We start from the raw sequence: 13,493 nt of genomic DNA, 5'->3' as shown, positions 1-13,493 counted from the left end.
ATCGGAGTGCTTAGGCCAGGACGAAGGGGTTGGCGAAAGCGAACAGCAGGGCAATGGCCACGCCGATCAGGAAGGCCGCGTCGATCAGACCGGCCAAGATGAACATCTTGGTCTGCAGCTCGTTGATCAGCTCAGGCTGACGGGCCGACGATTCCAGGAACTTGCCGCCCATCAGAGCGATACCGATCGAGGCGCCGATGGCACCGAGACCAACGATCAGACCGCAAGCCAGAGCGACGAGGCCGAGAATGTTTTCCATGATGACTCCTAGGATGAAAAGAAAGAAAGGTTGAAGGAAGGGAAAGGAAAAAGCTCAGTGAGCGTCATGCGCCTGGCCGAGGTAAATCAGCGCCAGCATCATGAAAATAAAGGCTTGCAGGGTGATGATCAGAATATGAAAGATCGCCCAGATCGAGCCCGCGATGATGTGCCCCAGGGGGAGCAACACACCAGAGAGCGACATGGCCGCCGCACCACCCATCAGGGCGATCAGGCAGAACACCAACTCACCAGCGTACATGTTGCCAAACAGTCGCATGCCATGCGAGACCGTCTTGGCAAGGTATTCAATGACTTGCATGGCAAAGTTCACCACGCCCAGGATGGCGGCGAACAGCGGATTCTTGCTGGTGCCGAACGGCGCCGTGAACAGCTCGTGGATCCAGCCGCCCAGGCCCTTGATCTTGATGCTGTAGTAGAAGCACAGCACCAGCACGGCAGTGGACAGGCCCAGCGTGGTCGACAGGTCGGCCGTCGGAACGACGCGCAGATAGGCGTGCGAGTCGCCCAGCGCGCCCTGCCACAGCACGGGCAGCAGGTCGACGGGCAGCAAGTCCATGGCGTTCATCAGGAAGATCCAGACAAACACGGTCAGCGCCAGCGGGGCGATGAACTTGCGGCTTTGTGCGTTGTGGATGTTGGCCTTGGCCTGGTTGTCGACCATCTCGACCAGGATCTCGACCGCTGCCTGGAAGCGCCCCGGGACACCCGAAGTGGCCTTGCGCGCACACGACCAGAACACCAGGAACATGATGGCGCCGAGTGCGACGCTGACGAAAATCGAGTCCAGGTTGAACACCGAGAAATCGACGATGAAGCCCTGCTTGATGTTTTGCAGGTGCTGCAAGTGGTGAACAATGTACTCACTTGCGGTTGGAGCATTCGCCTCAGCAGCCATTGGACAACTCTTCCCTCAAAAAAATATCAACCGTTGCGACGCCGCCCGGACCAGCCCGCCAGGGCAATCCAGTACATCTTCATTACCACCACCATGCCAGCCAGCAAGGCCAGCCAGCTCAGCCCGGCAACCAGCCTGGGCGCAGCCACCAGCATGGCGATGGTCAGGGCAATCTTGACCAGCTCCCAGCCCAGAAACCCGGCGACGACCGCTCCCGCATCGTCGCGCTTGCGCGCCATCGCGCGAGCAAACAAGGTGGAAGGCAGCAGCACGGACAGTGCGCCATAGCCTGCCGACCATGCCACCGACGGCTGCCTCGTCAGCAGCCATGCCACCAGCACGACCAGCACGCCCACCAGAGCCTGCCCTCCCACAATCCTCCAGACCGACAGCGCCGGGTGGCGTTTGCGCCACTCCTGGGCCTCCTGTGGCGTCAGGGGCTTGAAGTCGTCTTGCGCGTCCTCAAATGCCGAGTCACAGGCGTCAGATTGTCTGAACGAGTCCCTCTGCACTTAAGCCCCAAACATTCACAAAGCCCCGCATTATAAGGACAAACCCCTGTTCGGGAACAATGTCGCCCGCACGATGCGTCTTTTGTCACGATGCTGTGCGATTGAGGAGACACCGCCTGCCTTCCTGTTTGACACCTGCAGACCACAGCCATGACCGCTCCCACCTCCCGCCAGGACTCCCTGATCGACTACCCCAGCGCCTTCCCGATCAAGGTGATGGGCGCCAACGTGGACGGCTTCGTGCATGCCGTCACGGCCGTTGCCCGCCAGTTCGACCCGCAGTTCGACGCTTCGACCATCGAGCTGCGGGGCAGCAGCGCCGGCAACTACCTGGGCGTGACCATCACGGTAACGGCCACGAGCCGCGCGCAGCTCGACGATCTGTACCGCGCGCTGACCTCGCACCCGATGGTCAAGGTCGTGCTCTGACATGCAGACCCACATGCTCGGGCTGGCGCCCTATGAAACGACCGTGCAGGCCATGCGCGACTTCACCGAGGCGCGCGACGCCGCCACGCCCGATGCACTGTGGGTATGCCAGCACCCGCCGGTCTTCACGCAGGGTTTTGCTGGCCGGCAGGATCACGTGCTGCACCCGGGCAACATCCCGGTCGTCGCCACCAACCGCGGCGGGCAGGTGACCTACCACGGGCCGGGCCAGGTCGTCGCCTATCCGCTGATCGACCTGCGCCGCGCCGGTTACTACGTCAAGGAATACGTCTACCGCGTCGAAGAGGCCGTGATTGCCACGCTGGCGCGGTTCGGCGTGACCGGCCACCGCGTCGCGTCCGCACCGGGCCTTTACGTGCGCCTGGATGACCCGGGCAGCCACGCCATGCTTGCCCAGCGTCCGCAGCGGCGCGAGCCCGGCAGCGCACCGCCCGCGCCCGACTTCACGGGCCTGGGCAAGATTGCCGCAATCGGCATCAAGGTGTCGCGCTACTGCACCTACCACGGCGTGGCGCTGAACGTGGCGATGGATCTGGAGCCGTTCTCGCGCATCAATCCCTGCGGCTACGCCGGGCTGCGCACCGTCGACCTGGCCAGCCTGGGCTACGAGGTTGCGTGGGACGACGCAGCGCAGGTGCTTGCCGGGCAGCTGGCACGGCGGCTGCAGCCGTAGCGGCGGCGCTTTGCGCCGCGCCTGGACACGACAGGCCGCCTCAAGGCTCTCCCAAGGCCATCAACGCCGCCGGATCGCTGCTGGCCGCCACCTGCGCCGCCCAGGGGGCGAGCACGCGGATGTCGGCACGCAGAATCTCCTGCTTGACCGCCAGGATTTGCGACGGATGCATCGAGAAGCTGCGCAGGCCCAGGCCCAGCAGCAGGCGCGTCATGCCCACGTCGCCGGCCATCTCGCCGCACACCGTGACCTCCTTGCCCTGGCGCTGGCCTTCGGCAATCACGCTGGCCACCAGGCGAAGCACCGCCGGGTGCAGCGGGTCGTACAGGTGCGCGACCGCCTCGTCGGCCCGGTCGATGGCCAGGCAGTACTGGATCAGGTCGTTGGTGCCGATCGACAGGAAGTCGAAGTAGGGCAGGAACTCGCGCACCATCAGCGCTGCGGCCGGCACCTCGATCATCGCGCCCAGCTCGGGCATGCCATAGGCGATGCCGCGCGCGTCCAGCTCGGCGCGCGCCTGGTTGAGCTGCGCCAGCGTCTGGCGGATCTGCGCCTCATGCCCCAGCATCGGAAACAGCAGCTTGACCTTGCCGTGGCCGGCCACGCGCAGCACGGCGCGCAGCTGGGCGCGAAACATCGCCGGCTCCGACAGGCTCCAGCGGATGGCGCGCAGGCCCAATGCTGGGTTGAGCGAATGCTCGCGCCAGCCTTTGTCCAGCGGCTTGTCGGCGCCCACGTCGATGCTGCGAATCGTCACCGGCAGGCCCTGCATGCCCTGCACCGCCTGCAGATAGGCCTGAAACTGCTCTTCCTCATCCGGTAGCCGCCCGCCGCGGCCCATGAACAGGAATTCGGTGCGAAACAGCCCCACGCCCACCGCGCCCGCGCGCACCGCGGCCTGCGTGTCCTGGGGCTGCTCGATGTTGGCCAGCAGCGCCACCTGCTGCGCGTCGCGCGTCACCGACGGCGTGTGGCGCAGCCGCACCAGGCGCTCGCGCGCCAGCAGCGCCTCGCGCCGGCGAAAGCGGTATTCATCGAGCAGCAGCGGAGAGGGATCGACGATGATCACGCCCGCGTCGCCGTCGATGATGACCCAGTCGTCCTGGCGTACCAGCTGGCTGGCGCTGCGGGCGCCAACCACGGCCGGTATGTCCATGCTGCGCGCGACGATGGCCGTGTGGCTGGTGGTGCCGCCCACGTCGGTGACGAAGCCGGCAAACACGCTGTGCTTGAACTGCAGCATGTCGGCCGGTGACAAATCGTGTGCAACCAGCACCAGCGGCACGCGCTCGCTGCGCCCCTGCTCGGTGGGCGGCTGCGCCGGCGCGCCAGCGCCCACGTTGCCCAGTTGCCCGCGCAGATAGCGCAGGATGCGCTCGACCACCTGCTGCAGGTCGGCCTTGCGCTCGCGCAAATACTCGTCCTCCATTTCGTCGAACTGGCGCGAGATGATTTCCAGCTGCGTGGTCAGCGCCCACTCGGCGTTGTAGTGGCGCTCCTCGATCCAGTGCTTGACGCCGTTCTCGAGCATCTCGTCCTGCAGCAGCATCAGGTGCACGTCGAGCAAACCCGACAGCTCGGGCGGCGCGTCGCGCGGCATGTCCGCCTGCAGGCGCTGCAACTCGGCGACGACCGCGTCGCGCGCGCGGCGCAGGCGTGCAATCTCGTCGGCAATCTGCGCTGGCGCGATGAAGTCATGCACCACCTCCATGCGGCTGGAGACCGCCAGCACCGCCCGGCCAATGGCAATGCCGCGAGAAACCGCCAAACCGTGGATGGAAAAAGTCATCAGCTTGCGGCAGCGCCGCCCTCCTACGCCGTCAGGATGGAGCTCGTACCAGCGGGCTATTCACCCTCGCCGAATTTATCCTCGATCAACGCCAACAGTGCGTCCATGGCCTCGCGCTCCTGTGCCCCTTCAGTCTGCAGCAGCACCTGCGACCCCATGCCGGCGGCCAGCATCATCACACCCATGATGCTCTTGGCGTTGATGCGCCGCCCTCCCTTGCTCATCCAGACATCGCAGTCGAAACTGCCCGCCAGCTTGGTCAGCTTGGCCGATGCGCGGGCATGCAGGCCCAGCTTGTTGGCAATCGTCGTGGTCTCTTCAATCATGAAAAAGAAGGAGTGGTTTCCTTGTCCAGCCGCACCTGCATCATGCCCTGCACGCCCCCGGCCAGCGCGCGCGCGACCACGCCGTCCAGCGGCTCCGCGCGGTAGGACAGCGCACGCAGCAGCATCGGCAGATTCACGCCTACGACCAGCTGCGCCTGCGCCATCCCCTGCGCCAGGCGCTGCGCCACATTGCATGGCGTAGCGCCCAGCACGTCGCACAGCAGCAGCGTGGGTGCATCGGCGCTCTGCGCCAGCCGGGCGCGGGCCGCCGCCAGCGTGACCTCGGGCGGGTCGTCGGGAAGCACGTCCAGCGCCAGCACCGCGCCCTCGGCATCGGGAAACACATGCAGCGCGCATTCGCGCAGCGCATGGGCCAGCGGTGCGTGGGCAATGACGACGAGACGGGTATTCATGGCAGATGATTCAAGATCCGGCGGAGGATCGCCAGACACTTTCCGAAACAGGGATTATCGCCCTGCCAGCGCCGCGGCGCCGCTCGACGCAGACGACAACCGGGTGAACTATCCGCAGCCCCGGCAATCTACCGACGGGCATGCAGGCATCTGCGCCCATGCACAATGGCGCCCATGGCGCTGAAACCACCGCCATCCGACCAGGAATCGACCTTATGCAAACCAAGAAATGGCTCGTCGCCGGGGCTTTGGCCATTTGCGCCGCCGTTGGCACGGCCGTCGTGATGAACGCCGGCACCACCAAGGCGCCCGAATCGACCTTTGTGCTGCTCGACGGCTCGCGGCAGACCACGGCCGACCTGCGCGGCAAGGTCACCCTGGTCAACTTCTGGGCCACCAGCTGCACCACCTGCGTGGCCGAGATGCCCGCCATCGTCGCCACCTACGACAAGTACAAGAATCAAGGGTTCGAGACGCTGGCCGTCGCGATGAGCTACGACCCGCCCAGCTACGTCGTCAACTTCACCGAAACGCGCAAGCTGCCCTTCAAGGTCGCCATCGACAACACCGGCGCCGTCGCCCGCGCGTGGGACGAAGTCCAGCTCACGCCAACGACCTACATCGTCAACAAGCGCGGCGAGATCGTCAAACGCTACGTCGGCGCGCCCGACTTTGCCGAGCTGCACCGCCTGATCGAACGCCTGCTGGCCGAGGCCTGAGCGCCGAGCGGCAGCCGGGCAAACAAGCACAGGAGTGCGGCGCGCATCGCGCTACACTGGGCCTTGCCTGACCGAAAGACCAAGACAGCCCCGTGGATCAGCCGCCCTCCATCACCCTGCTCATTCCCACCCAGCCGCACGAAATGGACACCGTGCGCGCGCTCTTTCAAGACTACGCCGACAGCCTGGATGTGGACTTGGCGTTCCAGCACTTTGACGAAGAGCTTGACAGCCTGCCCGGCGACTACGCCCCCCCGCGCGGCGTGATCATGCTGGCCGAAGTGGACGGTAGCCCCGCCGGCTGCTGTGCCATCCGCCCGCTGGACACCGTGGACTACCCCAACGCCTGCGAGATGAAGCGCCTGTTCGTGCGCAAGCCCTTTCGCGGCTTCGGCCTGGGCCGCCAGCTGGCCGAGGCCGCATTGGACGCCGCGCGCCGCGCCGGCTACGCCAGCGTGCTGCTCGATACGCTGGACACCATGGAATCGGCCCGCGCGCTGTACGCCGAACTGGGCTTCGAGGAAATCCCGCCCTACTACCACAACCCCATTGCGGGGGCGCATTACCTCAAGGCGGATATTTACTGATTCACGGCAGAGCCGGATTCAGTGTGAGCGGCCAGGAACAGCGCCGATTCACGCGCCCTTCGTAATCGCGGATCGTTCAGCCAGCTGCGCTACCTCCAGGCGCAGCCCGATCTCCCACGTCGAGCCTAAAAATTACGCCAAAGTATTTAAGTCCCGTCTCCAGGCCGTCGCCCAACATGCATGAAGGCGCCACGGTGGCGCTTGTCACCGAGTCAATCCCTCTTGTATTAGGAGCACTCACATGCTGAGCCTGCACACCAACGCCGCGTCACTGAGCACGCAAAACTCCCTCGCCTCGACCAACAAGGCGCTGTCTTCCTCGATGACCAAGCTGGGCACGGGTTTCCGCGTCAACTCCGCCATGGACGACGCAGCAGGCCTTCAGATCGCCACGCGCCTGAACGCGCAAAGCATGGGCATGAAGGTCGCGCAGAAGAACACGCAAAACGGCATCTCCATGCTGCAGACCGCCGAAGGCGCGCTCAACGAAGTGACCAACATGCTGCTGCGCATGAAGGACCTGGCCACCGAGAAGAGCAACGCCACCACCAGCACCGATGACAAGACGGCGCTGAGCACCGAAATCACCAGCATCATGGCCAACACCACCTTCGGCGGCGAAAAACTGCTGACCGGCGGCAAGCTGGCCGCAGCCATGGACTTTCAAACCGGCGCCGACAAGGTGGCCTGCCCCAGCAGCGTGCCTGCGTCGCTGACATCGAACTTGCCGGGGGCTTCGTTGTTCAGCTGCACCACCTTGCCATCCTTGACCAGCATGGAATACCGGTTGCTGCGCAGCCCCAGCCCCTTGCCTGTCAGATCCAGCGTCAAACCCGTGGCCTTGGCGAATACCGCGTCGCCGTCGGCCAACATGCGCACCTTGCCGGCGGTTTTCTGGTCGCGCCCCCATGCGCCCATCACGAAGGCATCGTTGACCGCCAGGCACCAGATCTCGTCGACACCAGCGGCCTTGAACGCATCGGCCTGCGCCACATAGCCAGGCAGGTGCTGGTTCGAGCAGGTGGGCGTGAACGCGCCGGGGACGGCAAAGATCGCCACGGTCTTGCCGGCCGTGGCCTTCGCCACGTCGACCGGATTGGGGCCGACGCTGCAACCATTGCCCTCGACCTCGACGTATTCCATCAATGTGACGGACGGCAATGCATCTCCAACCTTGATCATTTCAGAACTCCTTCTGGACACAAAAAAACGACCCACATTGTGGGTCGTTTTTTGATTGTTCGCCGGCGAGCAGCCACCAGGGCCGCCGCCTGCGCGGTCTTTACAGCAGACCGGCCTTTTGCACCAGGCGGATGGCCACCCAGTTCTTGGTCTTGGAGATCGGGCGGCTTTCGGCGATCTCGACGGTATCGCCCAGCTTGTATTCGCCGTTTTCGTCGTGTGCGTGGTACTTGCTCGACCGGATCATGATCTTGCCGTAGATGGGATGCATCACGCGGCGCTCGACGAGCACGGTCACGGTCTTGGTACGCTTGTCGCTGACCACCTTGCCAACCAAGGTGCGCTTGAGGGAGGGTTTGGCTTCCGTCATGTTCGCTCCTGGATTACTTGGCGGCTTGCTTTTCAGCAAGAATGGTTTTGGCGCGGGCAATATCGCGGCGCGTAGTGCGCAGCGTATTGGTATTGCCCAGTTGTTGCGTGGCCTTTTGCATACGCAGGCCGAAGTGGGCCTTTTGCAAGGACTTCACTTCTTCCTTCAGAGCGGCAACATCTTTTTGGCGCAGTTCTGCAGCTTTTGTCATGTTGTTACTCCTCAGGCACCAATGTGACGGGACACGAACGTGGTGCGCAGCGGCAGCTTGGCAGCAGCCAGGCGGAACGCTTCACGAGCCAGCTCTTCGGGCACGCCGACGATCTCGAACACCACCTTGCCGGGCTGGATTTCAGCCACGTAGTACTCGGGGTTGCCCTTGCCGTTGCCCATACGCACTTCTGCGGGCTTGGTCGAGATGGGCTTGTCCGGGAACACGCGGATCCAGATGCGGCCACCGCGCTTGACGTGGCGCGAGATGGCACGGCGCGCGGCTTCGATCTGGCGCGCCGTCAGGCGGCCGCGATCGGTGCACTTGAGACCGAAGTCACCGAACGACACGGCATTGCCACGGGTGGCGATGCCGGTGTTGCGGCCCTTTTGCTCTTTGCGGTATTTGCGACGAGCAGGTTGCAGCATATTTATTCTCCTTGACCGTCCGCCGCTGTAGCGGGCGCGGCTTTCACGCGCTTAACGGAATCTGCGCCTGCGCCCAGCGGCTTGTCGCTGCCATCGGCAGGTGCGGCGTTGGTGCCGGCGGGGCGGCGGCCACCACGGCGCTCACCGTCACGGCGGCCATCACGGCGACCGTCGCGGCGCGGGCGGCGCTCGTCTTCACGCGGCGTTTCCACGGCGGGCAGGTCACCCCGGCCCAGCGTGTCACCCTTGTAGACCCAGACCTTGACACCGATGGTGCCGTAGGTGGTGTGGGCTTCGGAGGTGCCGTAGTCGATGTCGGCGCGCAGCGTGTGCAGCGGCACGCGGCCTTCGCGGTACCACTCGGTACGCGCGATCTCGATGCCGTTCAGACGACCCGAGGACATGATCTTGATGCCCTGGGCGCCCAGGCGCATCGCGTTCTGCATCGCGCGCTTCATCGCACGGCGGAACTGGATGCGCTTCTCCAGCTGCTGGGTGATCGAGTCGGCGATCAGCTTGGCATCGATTTCGGGCTTGCGCACTTCCTCGATGTTGACTGCCACGGGCACACCCAGGCGGGTGGCCAGTTCCTTCTTCAGGTTCTCGATGTCCTCGCCCTTGCGGCCGATCACCACGCCCGGACGTGCCGAGTAAATGGTGATGCGGGCGTTCTTGGCGGGGCGCTCGATCAGCACACGCGAGACGGCGGCGTTCTTCAGCTTGGACTTCAGGTACTCGCGCACCTTGATGTCTTCAGCGAGCATGCCGGCGAAGTCGCGGTTGCTGGCGTACCAACGGCTGGCCCAGTTGCGGCTGACCGCAAGGCGAAAGCCGGTAGGATGGATTTTCTGTCCCATAGTCTTCCTCTGGCCTTAATTGCCCACGGTCACATAAATGTGGCAAGTCGGCTTGCTGATGCGGTTGCCGCGGCCCTTGGCGCGCGCGGTAAAGCGCTTGAGCGTGGTGCCTTGCTCGACGTAGATGGTCTTGACCTTCAGCTCGTCGATGTCGGCGCCGTCGTTGTGCTCGGCGTTGGCAATGGCCGACTCCAGCACTTTCTTGACGATGCCCGCAGCTTTTTTCTGCGTGAACGTCAGGATGTCCAGCGCCTGATCCACTTTCTTGCCGCGGATCAGATCGGCTACCAGGCGGCCCTTGTCCACCGACAGGCGCACGCCACGGAGAACAGCACGTGTTTCAGTCATGTTCTTTCCTTACCTCTTGGCCTTTTTATCGGCGGGGTGGCCCTTGAAGGTGCGCGTCAGGGCGAATTCGCCCAGCTTGTGGCCCACCATCTGGTCGGTGACGTACACCGGCACATGCTGCTTGCCGTTGTGCACGGCAATCGTCAGGCCGATGAAATCCGGCAGCACCATGGAACGGCGCGACCAGGTCTTGACGGGCTTTTTGTCCTTGGTGGCGATGGCCTTCTCGGCCTTGGCCAGCAAGTGATGGTCAACGAACGGACCTTTTTTGACGGAACGAGTCATTGCCTACCCCTTACTTCTTGCGACGCGACACGATCATGTTCTGCGTGCGCTTGTTGTTGCGAGTGCGGTAGCCCTTGGTCAGGTTACCCCATGGATCCACGGGGTGGCGACCTTCACCGGTCTTGCCTTCACCACCGCCTTGCGGGTGGTCGACCGGGTTCATGGCAACACCACGCACGGTCGGGCGAATGCCCATCCAGCGCTTGACACCGGCCTTGCCGAGCTGGCGCAGGCTGTGCTCGCCGTTGGCGACTTCACCGATGGTGGCACGGCACTCGATGTGGATGCGACGCACCTCGCCCGAGCGCATGCGCACCTGGGCGTACATGCCTTCACGCGCCAGCAGCGTGGCGGACGTGCCGGCCGAGCGGGCGATCTGCGCACCGGCACCGGGCTTGAGCTCGATGCAGTGGATGGTCGAACCCACCGGGATGTTGCGGATCGGCAGCGTGTTGCCCACACGGATCGGCGCTTCGGAGCCACTGATGATGGTGGCGCCCACTTCCAGGTTGCGCGGAGCGATGATGTAGCGACGCTCGCCGTCGGCATAGCACACCAGGGCGATGTGGGCCGTGCGGTTGGGGTCGTACTCGACGCGCTCGATCTTGGCGGGAATGCCGTCCTTGTTGCGACGGAAGTCGACCACGCGGTAGTGGTGCTTGTGGCCACCGCCCTTGTGGCGCACGGTGATGTGGCCGTTGTTGTTGCGGCCCGACTTCTGGAACTGGGGCTCCAGCAGCGGGGCATAGGCCTCGCCCTTGTACAGGTGGTCGCGCGAGATCTTCACCGCGCCGCGGCGGCCGGCGGAGGTCGGTTTGATTTTGATAATGGCCATGGTTTACGCAGCCTCCCCGGACAGGTTCAGCTCTTGACCTTCCTTGAGCAGCACATAGGCTTTGCGCACGTTGTCACGGCGGCCCATGGACTTGCCAAAGCGCTTGGTCTTGCCTTTGGTATTCACCACGGAAACACCCTTGACCTCGACCTTGAACAGCAGCTCGACGGCGGCCTTGATCTCGGGCTTGGTGGCGTTTTGCAGCACCTTGAACGTCACGGCATTGGCGTGCTCGGCAACCATGGTGGCCTTCTCGGACACGATGGGAGCGACCAGCACCTGCATCAGACGGCCTTCATCGAACGTACGTTCGGCAGCGGTAGGATTGATGCGGCTCATGCGAACATCTCCTTGAGTTGGTCGATCGCAGCCTTGGTGACCAGCACCTTCTTGTAGTGCACCAGCGACACGGGGTCGGCATAGCGCGGCTCGACGACGAACACGTTCTTCAGGTTGCGCGAAGCCAGGTACAGGTTCTCGTCCACCTCGTCGGCGATCACCATCACCGATTCCAGGTTCATGGCCTTGAACTTGCTGGCCAAGGCCTTGGTCTTGGGGCTTTCGACGGTGAGCGAGTCGACGACGGCCAGACGGCCTTCACGGGCCAGCTGCGACAGGATGGAGGCCATGCCGGCGCGGTACATCTTCTTGTTGATCTTCTGCGTGAAGTTTTCTTCAGGCAGGTTCGGGAAGATGCGTCCGCCCCCACGCCACAGCGGCGACGAGGTCATACCGGCGCGGGCATTGCCCGTACCCTTTTGACGGAACGGCTTCTTGGTCGAGTGACGAACCTGCTGGCGGTCCTTCTGGGCACGGGTGCCCTGGCGGCCGTTGGCGCGGTAAGCGACCACGATCTGGTGGATCAGGTCTTCGTTGTACTGGCGATCGAACACGGTCTCGGGCACGTCGATCTTGGACGCGGCCTGGCCTTGTTCATTCAGGAGTTCGAGCTGCATTAGTTCGCTCCTTTGTCAGCTTGTGCCTTGATGGCGGGACGCACGGTGACGAAACCGCCCTTGGAGCCCGGAACCGCACCCTTGATCAGCAGCAGCTGGCGCGCCTCGTCGATGCGAATCACGTCCAGGTTCTGCGTGGTAACGGTGACGTCGCCCATGTGGCCCGTCATTTTCTTGCCGGGGAACACGCGGCCGGGATCCTGGGCCATGCCGATGGATCCAGGGACGTTGTGCGAACGGCTGTTGCCGTGCGAGGCACGCTGCGAACCGAAGTTGTGGCGCTTGATCGTGCCGGCATAGCCCTTGCCGATCGAGGTGCCTTGCACGTCGACCTTCTGGCCCACGGCGAACACTTCGGTCACCGGGACGTTCTTGCCGGCGGGGTACTTGCCGGCAACTTCTTCGGTCACGTGGAATTCACGGATGATTTCACCGGCTTGCACACCGGCCTTGGCCAGGTGGCCGGCGATGGGCTTGGTCACGCGCGACGCTTTGCGCGAGCCATAGGTGACCTGCAGGGCCACATAGCCATCGTTCTCTTGGGTTTTCACCTGGGTCACGCGGTTGTCCGACACATCGAGCACCGTGACGGGAATCGCTTCTCCGTCATCGGTGAACACACGCATCATGCCCACCTTGCGGCCCAGCAACCCCAGGGAGTTGCTCAGACTCATTGGTTTTCTCCAAAACTTTCACCGCCCGGACTGCAATTGGCCCCGGCGTTTGCACCCTCGGCAGGCTTTGCGGGCCATGCACGGGCGCATGAAAGGCGGTTGATAAAACTCCGCGCCAACGCCCACCTCTGGACGCAAAAACGCGAAGCCGCAAAGTATAACGCGGCCTTGCCGATTTGGCAAGGCCGCGTTGAATAGCGGCGCGGCAGCATGCCGCCGCGCAACACCCTGGTGCAATTACTGCAGCTTGATCTCGACGTCCACGCCGGCGGGCAGGTCGAGCTTCATCAGCGCGTCAACGGTCTTGTCGGTCGGGTCGACGATGTCCATCAGGCGCTGGTGCGTGCGGATCTCCAGCTGGTCGCGGCTCGTCTTGTTGACGTGGGGCGAGCGCAGCACGTCGAAACGCTTCATGCGCGTGGGCAGGGGCACGGGGCCCTTGACGATGGCACCGGTGCGCTTGGCGGTATCGACGATCTCGGCAGCGGACTGGTCGATCAACTTGTAGTCGAACGCCTTCAGGCGGATGCGGATTTTTTGCTTGGACATGAATAATTCCCAGTTATCCCGAAGAATTACTCGATGATCTTTGCCACCACGCCGGCGCCGACGGTACGGCCGCCCTCGCGGATGGCAAAGCGCAGGCCTTCTTCCATGGCGATGGGGGCGATCAGCTTGACGGTGATCGACACGTTGTCGCC

The 13,493-nt window shown here is 63.9% G+C and carries 23 protein-coding genes and 1 pseudogene; 5 read left to right on the top strand and 19 right to left on the bottom strand.

Annotation, left to right across the window (positions count from 1 at the left end; all coding sequences use genetic code 11):
* Positions 1–10 precede the first annotated feature (10 nt).
* From atpE to ABD767_RS03270, 3 genes are read right to left on the bottom strand one after another with little or no spacing between them, the layout of a single operon-like run.
* A complete protein-coding gene (gene atpE / locus ABD767_RS03280) occupies positions 11–259 on the bottom strand; it encodes a F0F1 ATP synthase subunit C (RefSeq protein WP_011803767.1) in 249 nt (82 codons plus the stop codon).
* Between the two features lie 54 nt (positions 260–313).
* Positions 314–1,177, bottom strand: a complete 864-nt coding sequence (atpB, locus tag ABD767_RS03275; protein ID WP_103045757.1) for a F0F1 ATP synthase subunit A — start codon at positions 1,175–1,177, stop codon at positions 314–316.
* A 26-nt stretch (positions 1,178–1,203) separates the two neighbouring features.
* Positions 1,204–1,689: an ATP synthase subunit I gene (locus tag ABD767_RS03270; protein WP_103045756.1), complete on the bottom strand. Its 486-nt coding sequence runs from the start codon at positions 1,687–1,689 to the stop codon at positions 1,204–1,206.
* Between the two features lie 150 nt (positions 1,690–1,839).
* Here ABD767_RS03270 and ABD767_RS03265 point away from each other — a divergent pair, with 150 nt between their 5' ends.
* Both ABD767_RS03265 and lipB read left to right on the top strand, forming a co-directional pair.
* Positions 1,840–2,118, top strand: coding sequence for a DUF493 family protein (locus tag ABD767_RS03265; protein ID WP_103045755.1), 279 nt, complete (start codon positions 1,840–1,842; stop codon positions 2,116–2,118).
* A 1-nt stretch (position 2,119) separates the two neighbouring features.
* Positions 2,120–2,812: a lipoyl(octanoyl) transferase LipB gene (gene lipB, locus ABD767_RS03260; RefSeq protein ID WP_344868182.1), complete on the top strand. Its 693-nt coding sequence runs from the start codon at positions 2,120–2,122 to the stop codon at positions 2,810–2,812.
* 40 nt (positions 2,813–2,852) lie between these two features.
* Here lipB and ptsP read toward each other — a convergent pair whose 3' ends face one another.
* The 3 genes from ptsP to ABD767_RS03245 are packed head-to-tail and all read right to left on the bottom strand — an operon-like array spanning position 2,853 to position 5,340.
* Positions 2,853–4,601, bottom strand: a complete 1,749-nt coding sequence (gene ptsP / locus ABD767_RS03255) for a phosphoenolpyruvate--protein phosphotransferase (RefSeq protein WP_103045754.1) — start codon at positions 4,599–4,601, stop codon at positions 2,853–2,855.
* Positions 4,602–4,657: 56 nt separating this feature from the next.
* Entirely contained in the window at positions 4,658–4,927 is a 270-nt protein-coding gene (locus ABD767_RS03250) for an HPr family phosphocarrier protein (protein ID WP_103045753.1), read from the bottom strand.
* On the bottom strand, positions 4,924–5,340 hold the full coding sequence (locus ABD767_RS03245; protein WP_103045752.1) for a PTS sugar transporter subunit IIA domain-containing protein: 417 nt from the start codon (positions 5,338–5,340) through the stop codon (positions 4,924–4,926). The genes ABD767_RS03250 and ABD767_RS03245 overlap by 4 nt, the downstream gene beginning before the upstream one ends.
* 215 nt (positions 5,341–5,555) lie before the next feature.
* Here ABD767_RS03245 and ABD767_RS03240 point away from each other — a divergent pair, with 215 nt between their 5' ends.
* The 3 genes and pseudogenes from ABD767_RS03240 to ABD767_RS03230 form a co-directional block, all read left to right on the top strand.
* Entirely contained in the window at positions 5,556–6,059 is a 504-nt protein-coding gene (locus tag ABD767_RS03240) for a redoxin family protein (protein ID WP_103045751.1), read from the top strand.
* Between the two features lie 143 nt (positions 6,060–6,202).
* Positions 6,203–6,646, top strand: a complete 444-nt coding sequence (locus ABD767_RS03235) for a GNAT family N-acetyltransferase (RefSeq protein WP_425549889.1) — start codon at positions 6,203–6,205, stop codon at positions 6,644–6,646.
* A 241-nt stretch (positions 6,647–6,887) separates the two neighbouring features.
* Positions 6,888–7,322: pseudogene (locus ABD767_RS03230) on the top strand (flagellin N-terminal helical domain-containing protein); the annotation flags it as partial.
* Here the strand turns inward: ABD767_RS03230 and ABD767_RS03225 are convergent.
* The 13 genes from ABD767_RS03225 to ABD767_RS03165 form a co-directional block, all read right to left on the bottom strand.
* Positions 7,310–7,828, bottom strand: coding sequence for a redoxin family protein (locus ABD767_RS03225; protein ID WP_103045749.1), 519 nt, complete (start codon positions 7,826–7,828; stop codon positions 7,310–7,312). The pseudogene ABD767_RS03230 and the gene ABD767_RS03225 overlap by 13 nt on opposite strands.
* Before the next feature lie 100 nt (positions 7,829–7,928).
* Positions 7,929–8,198, bottom strand: coding sequence for a 30S ribosomal protein S17 (rpsQ, locus tag ABD767_RS03220; protein ID WP_103045748.1), 270 nt, complete (start codon positions 8,196–8,198; stop codon positions 7,929–7,931).
* A gap of 13 nt (positions 8,199–8,211) precedes the next feature.
* Positions 8,212–8,409 (bottom strand): 50S ribosomal protein L29, encoded by a 198-nt coding sequence (gene rpmC / locus ABD767_RS03215; protein WP_103045747.1) that lies wholly within the window; start codon positions 8,407–8,409, stop codon positions 8,212–8,214.
* A gap of 11 nt (positions 8,410–8,420) precedes the next feature.
* Positions 8,421–8,837, bottom strand: a complete 417-nt coding sequence (gene rplP / locus ABD767_RS03210; RefSeq protein WP_103045746.1) for a 50S ribosomal protein L16 — start codon at positions 8,835–8,837, stop codon at positions 8,421–8,423.
* 2 nt (positions 8,838–8,839) lie between these two features.
* Positions 8,840–9,694, bottom strand: a complete 855-nt coding sequence (gene rpsC, locus ABD767_RS03205; RefSeq protein ID WP_103045745.1) for a 30S ribosomal protein S3 — start codon at positions 9,692–9,694, stop codon at positions 8,840–8,842.
* Positions 9,695–9,709: 15 nt separating this feature from the next.
* Complete coding sequence (gene rplV, locus ABD767_RS03200; protein ID WP_103045744.1) at positions 9,710–10,042, bottom strand: 50S ribosomal protein L22; 333 nt, start codon at positions 10,040–10,042, stop codon at positions 9,710–9,712.
* Between the two features lie 9 nt (positions 10,043–10,051).
* Complete coding sequence (gene rpsS, locus ABD767_RS03195; protein WP_103045743.1) at positions 10,052–10,327, bottom strand: 30S ribosomal protein S19; 276 nt, start codon at positions 10,325–10,327, stop codon at positions 10,052–10,054.
* A gap of 10 nt (positions 10,328–10,337) precedes the next feature.
* Positions 10,338–11,162, bottom strand: coding sequence for a 50S ribosomal protein L2 (gene rplB, locus ABD767_RS03190; RefSeq protein ID WP_103045742.1), 825 nt, complete (start codon positions 11,160–11,162; stop codon positions 10,338–10,340).
* Positions 11,163–11,165: 3 nt separating this feature from the next.
* A complete protein-coding gene (gene rplW, locus ABD767_RS03185) occupies positions 11,166–11,501 on the bottom strand; it encodes a 50S ribosomal protein L23 (RefSeq protein WP_103045741.1) in 336 nt (111 codons plus the stop codon).
* Positions 11,498–12,118: a 50S ribosomal protein L4 gene (gene rplD / locus ABD767_RS03180; RefSeq protein WP_103045740.1), complete on the bottom strand. Its 621-nt coding sequence runs from the start codon at positions 12,116–12,118 to the stop codon at positions 11,498–11,500. The genes rplW and rplD overlap by 4 nt, the downstream gene beginning before the upstream one ends.
* Complete coding sequence (gene rplC, locus ABD767_RS03175) at positions 12,118–12,792, bottom strand: 50S ribosomal protein L3 (protein ID WP_103045739.1); 675 nt, start codon at positions 12,790–12,792, stop codon at positions 12,118–12,120. The genes rplD and rplC overlap by 1 nt, the downstream gene beginning before the upstream one ends.
* 237 nt (positions 12,793–13,029) lie before the next feature.
* Positions 13,030–13,341, bottom strand: coding sequence for a 30S ribosomal protein S10 (gene rpsJ, locus ABD767_RS03170; RefSeq protein ID WP_103045738.1), 312 nt, complete (start codon positions 13,339–13,341; stop codon positions 13,030–13,032).
* A 26-nt stretch (positions 13,342–13,367) separates the two neighbouring features.
* A partial coding sequence (locus ABD767_RS03165; RefSeq protein ID WP_076887029.1) for an EF-Tu C-terminal domain-related protein occupies positions 13,368–13,493 on the bottom strand: 126 nt, incomplete at its 5' end.

The sequence above is a fragment of the Comamonas faecalis genome, from assembly GCF_039538025.1.
GTDB lineage: Bacteria > Pseudomonadota > Gammaproteobacteria > Burkholderiales > Burkholderiaceae_C > Comamonas_C > Comamonas_C faecalis.
The sequence above is the reverse complement of the archived record's forward strand: the minus strand, read 5'-3'. Positions and strand labels throughout refer to the sequence as shown.

Coding starts and splice junctions, on each gene's coding strand:
- ABD767_RS03250 (WP_103045753.1), bottom strand. CDS start 4,927: ATGATTGAAGAGACCACGACGATTGCCAACAAGCTGGGCCTGCATGCC.
- rplV (WP_103045744.1), bottom strand. CDS start 10,042: ATGACTGAAACACGTGCTGTTCTCCGTGGCGTGCGCCTGTCGGTGGAC.
- ABD767_RS03265 (WP_103045755.1), top strand. CDS start 1,840: ATGACCGCTCCCACCTCCCGCCAGGACTCCCTGATCGACTACCCCAGC.
- ABD767_RS03245 (WP_103045752.1), bottom strand. CDS start 5,340: ATGAATACCCGTCTCGTCGTCATTGCCCACGCACCGCTGGCCCATGCG.
- ABD767_RS03240 (WP_103045751.1), top strand. CDS start 5,556: ATGCAAACCAAGAAATGGCTCGTCGCCGGGGCTTTGGCCATTTGCGCC.
- rpsJ (WP_103045738.1), bottom strand. CDS start 13,341: ATGTCCAAGCAAAAAATCCGCATCCGCCTGAAGGCGTTCGACTACAAG.
- rplD (WP_103045740.1), bottom strand. CDS start 12,118: ATGCAGCTCGAACTCCTGAATGAACAAGGCCAGGCCGCGTCCAAGATC.
- atpB (WP_103045757.1), bottom strand. CDS start 1,177: ATGGCTGCTGAGGCGAATGCTCCAACCGCAAGTGAGTACATTGTTCAC.
- rpmC (WP_103045747.1), bottom strand. CDS start 8,409: ATGACAAAAGCTGCAGAACTGCGCCAAAAAGATGTTGCCGCTCTGAAG.
- atpE (WP_011803767.1), bottom strand. CDS start 259: ATGGAAAACATTCTCGGCCTCGTCGCTCTGGCTTGCGGTCTGATCGTT.
- rpsC (WP_103045745.1), bottom strand. CDS start 9,694: ATGGGACAGAAAATCCATCCTACCGGCTTTCGCCTTGCGGTCAGCCGC.
- rplP (WP_103045746.1), bottom strand. CDS start 8,837: ATGCTGCAACCTGCTCGTCGCAAATACCGCAAAGAGCAAAAGGGCCGC.
- rplC (WP_103045739.1), bottom strand. CDS start 12,792: ATGAGTCTGAGCAACTCCCTGGGGTTGCTGGGCCGCAAGGTGGGCATG.
- ABD767_RS03235 (WP_425549889.1), top strand. CDS start 6,203: ATGGACACCGTGCGCGCGCTCTTTCAAGACTACGCCGACAGCCTGGAT.
- ABD767_RS03225 (WP_103045749.1), bottom strand. CDS start 7,828: ATGATCAAGGTTGGAGATGCATTGCCGTCCGTCACATTGATGGAATAC.
- ptsP (WP_103045754.1), bottom strand. CDS start 4,601: ATGACTTTTTCCATCCACGGTTTGGCGGTTTCTCGCGGCATTGCCATT.
- rplW (WP_103045741.1), bottom strand. CDS start 11,501: ATGAGCCGCATCAATCCTACCGCTGCCGAACGTACGTTCGATGAAGGC.
- rplB (WP_103045742.1), bottom strand. CDS start 11,162: ATGGCCATTATCAAAATCAAACCGACCTCCGCCGGCCGCCGCGGCGCG.
- lipB (WP_344868182.1), top strand. CDS start 2,120: ATGCAGACCCACATGCTCGGGCTGGCGCCCTATGAAACGACCGTGCAG.
- rpsQ (WP_103045748.1), bottom strand. CDS start 8,198: ATGACGGAAGCCAAACCCTCCCTCAAGCGCACCTTGGTTGGCAAGGTG.
- rpsS (WP_103045743.1), bottom strand. CDS start 10,327: ATGACTCGTTCCGTCAAAAAAGGTCCGTTCGTTGACCATCACTTGCTG.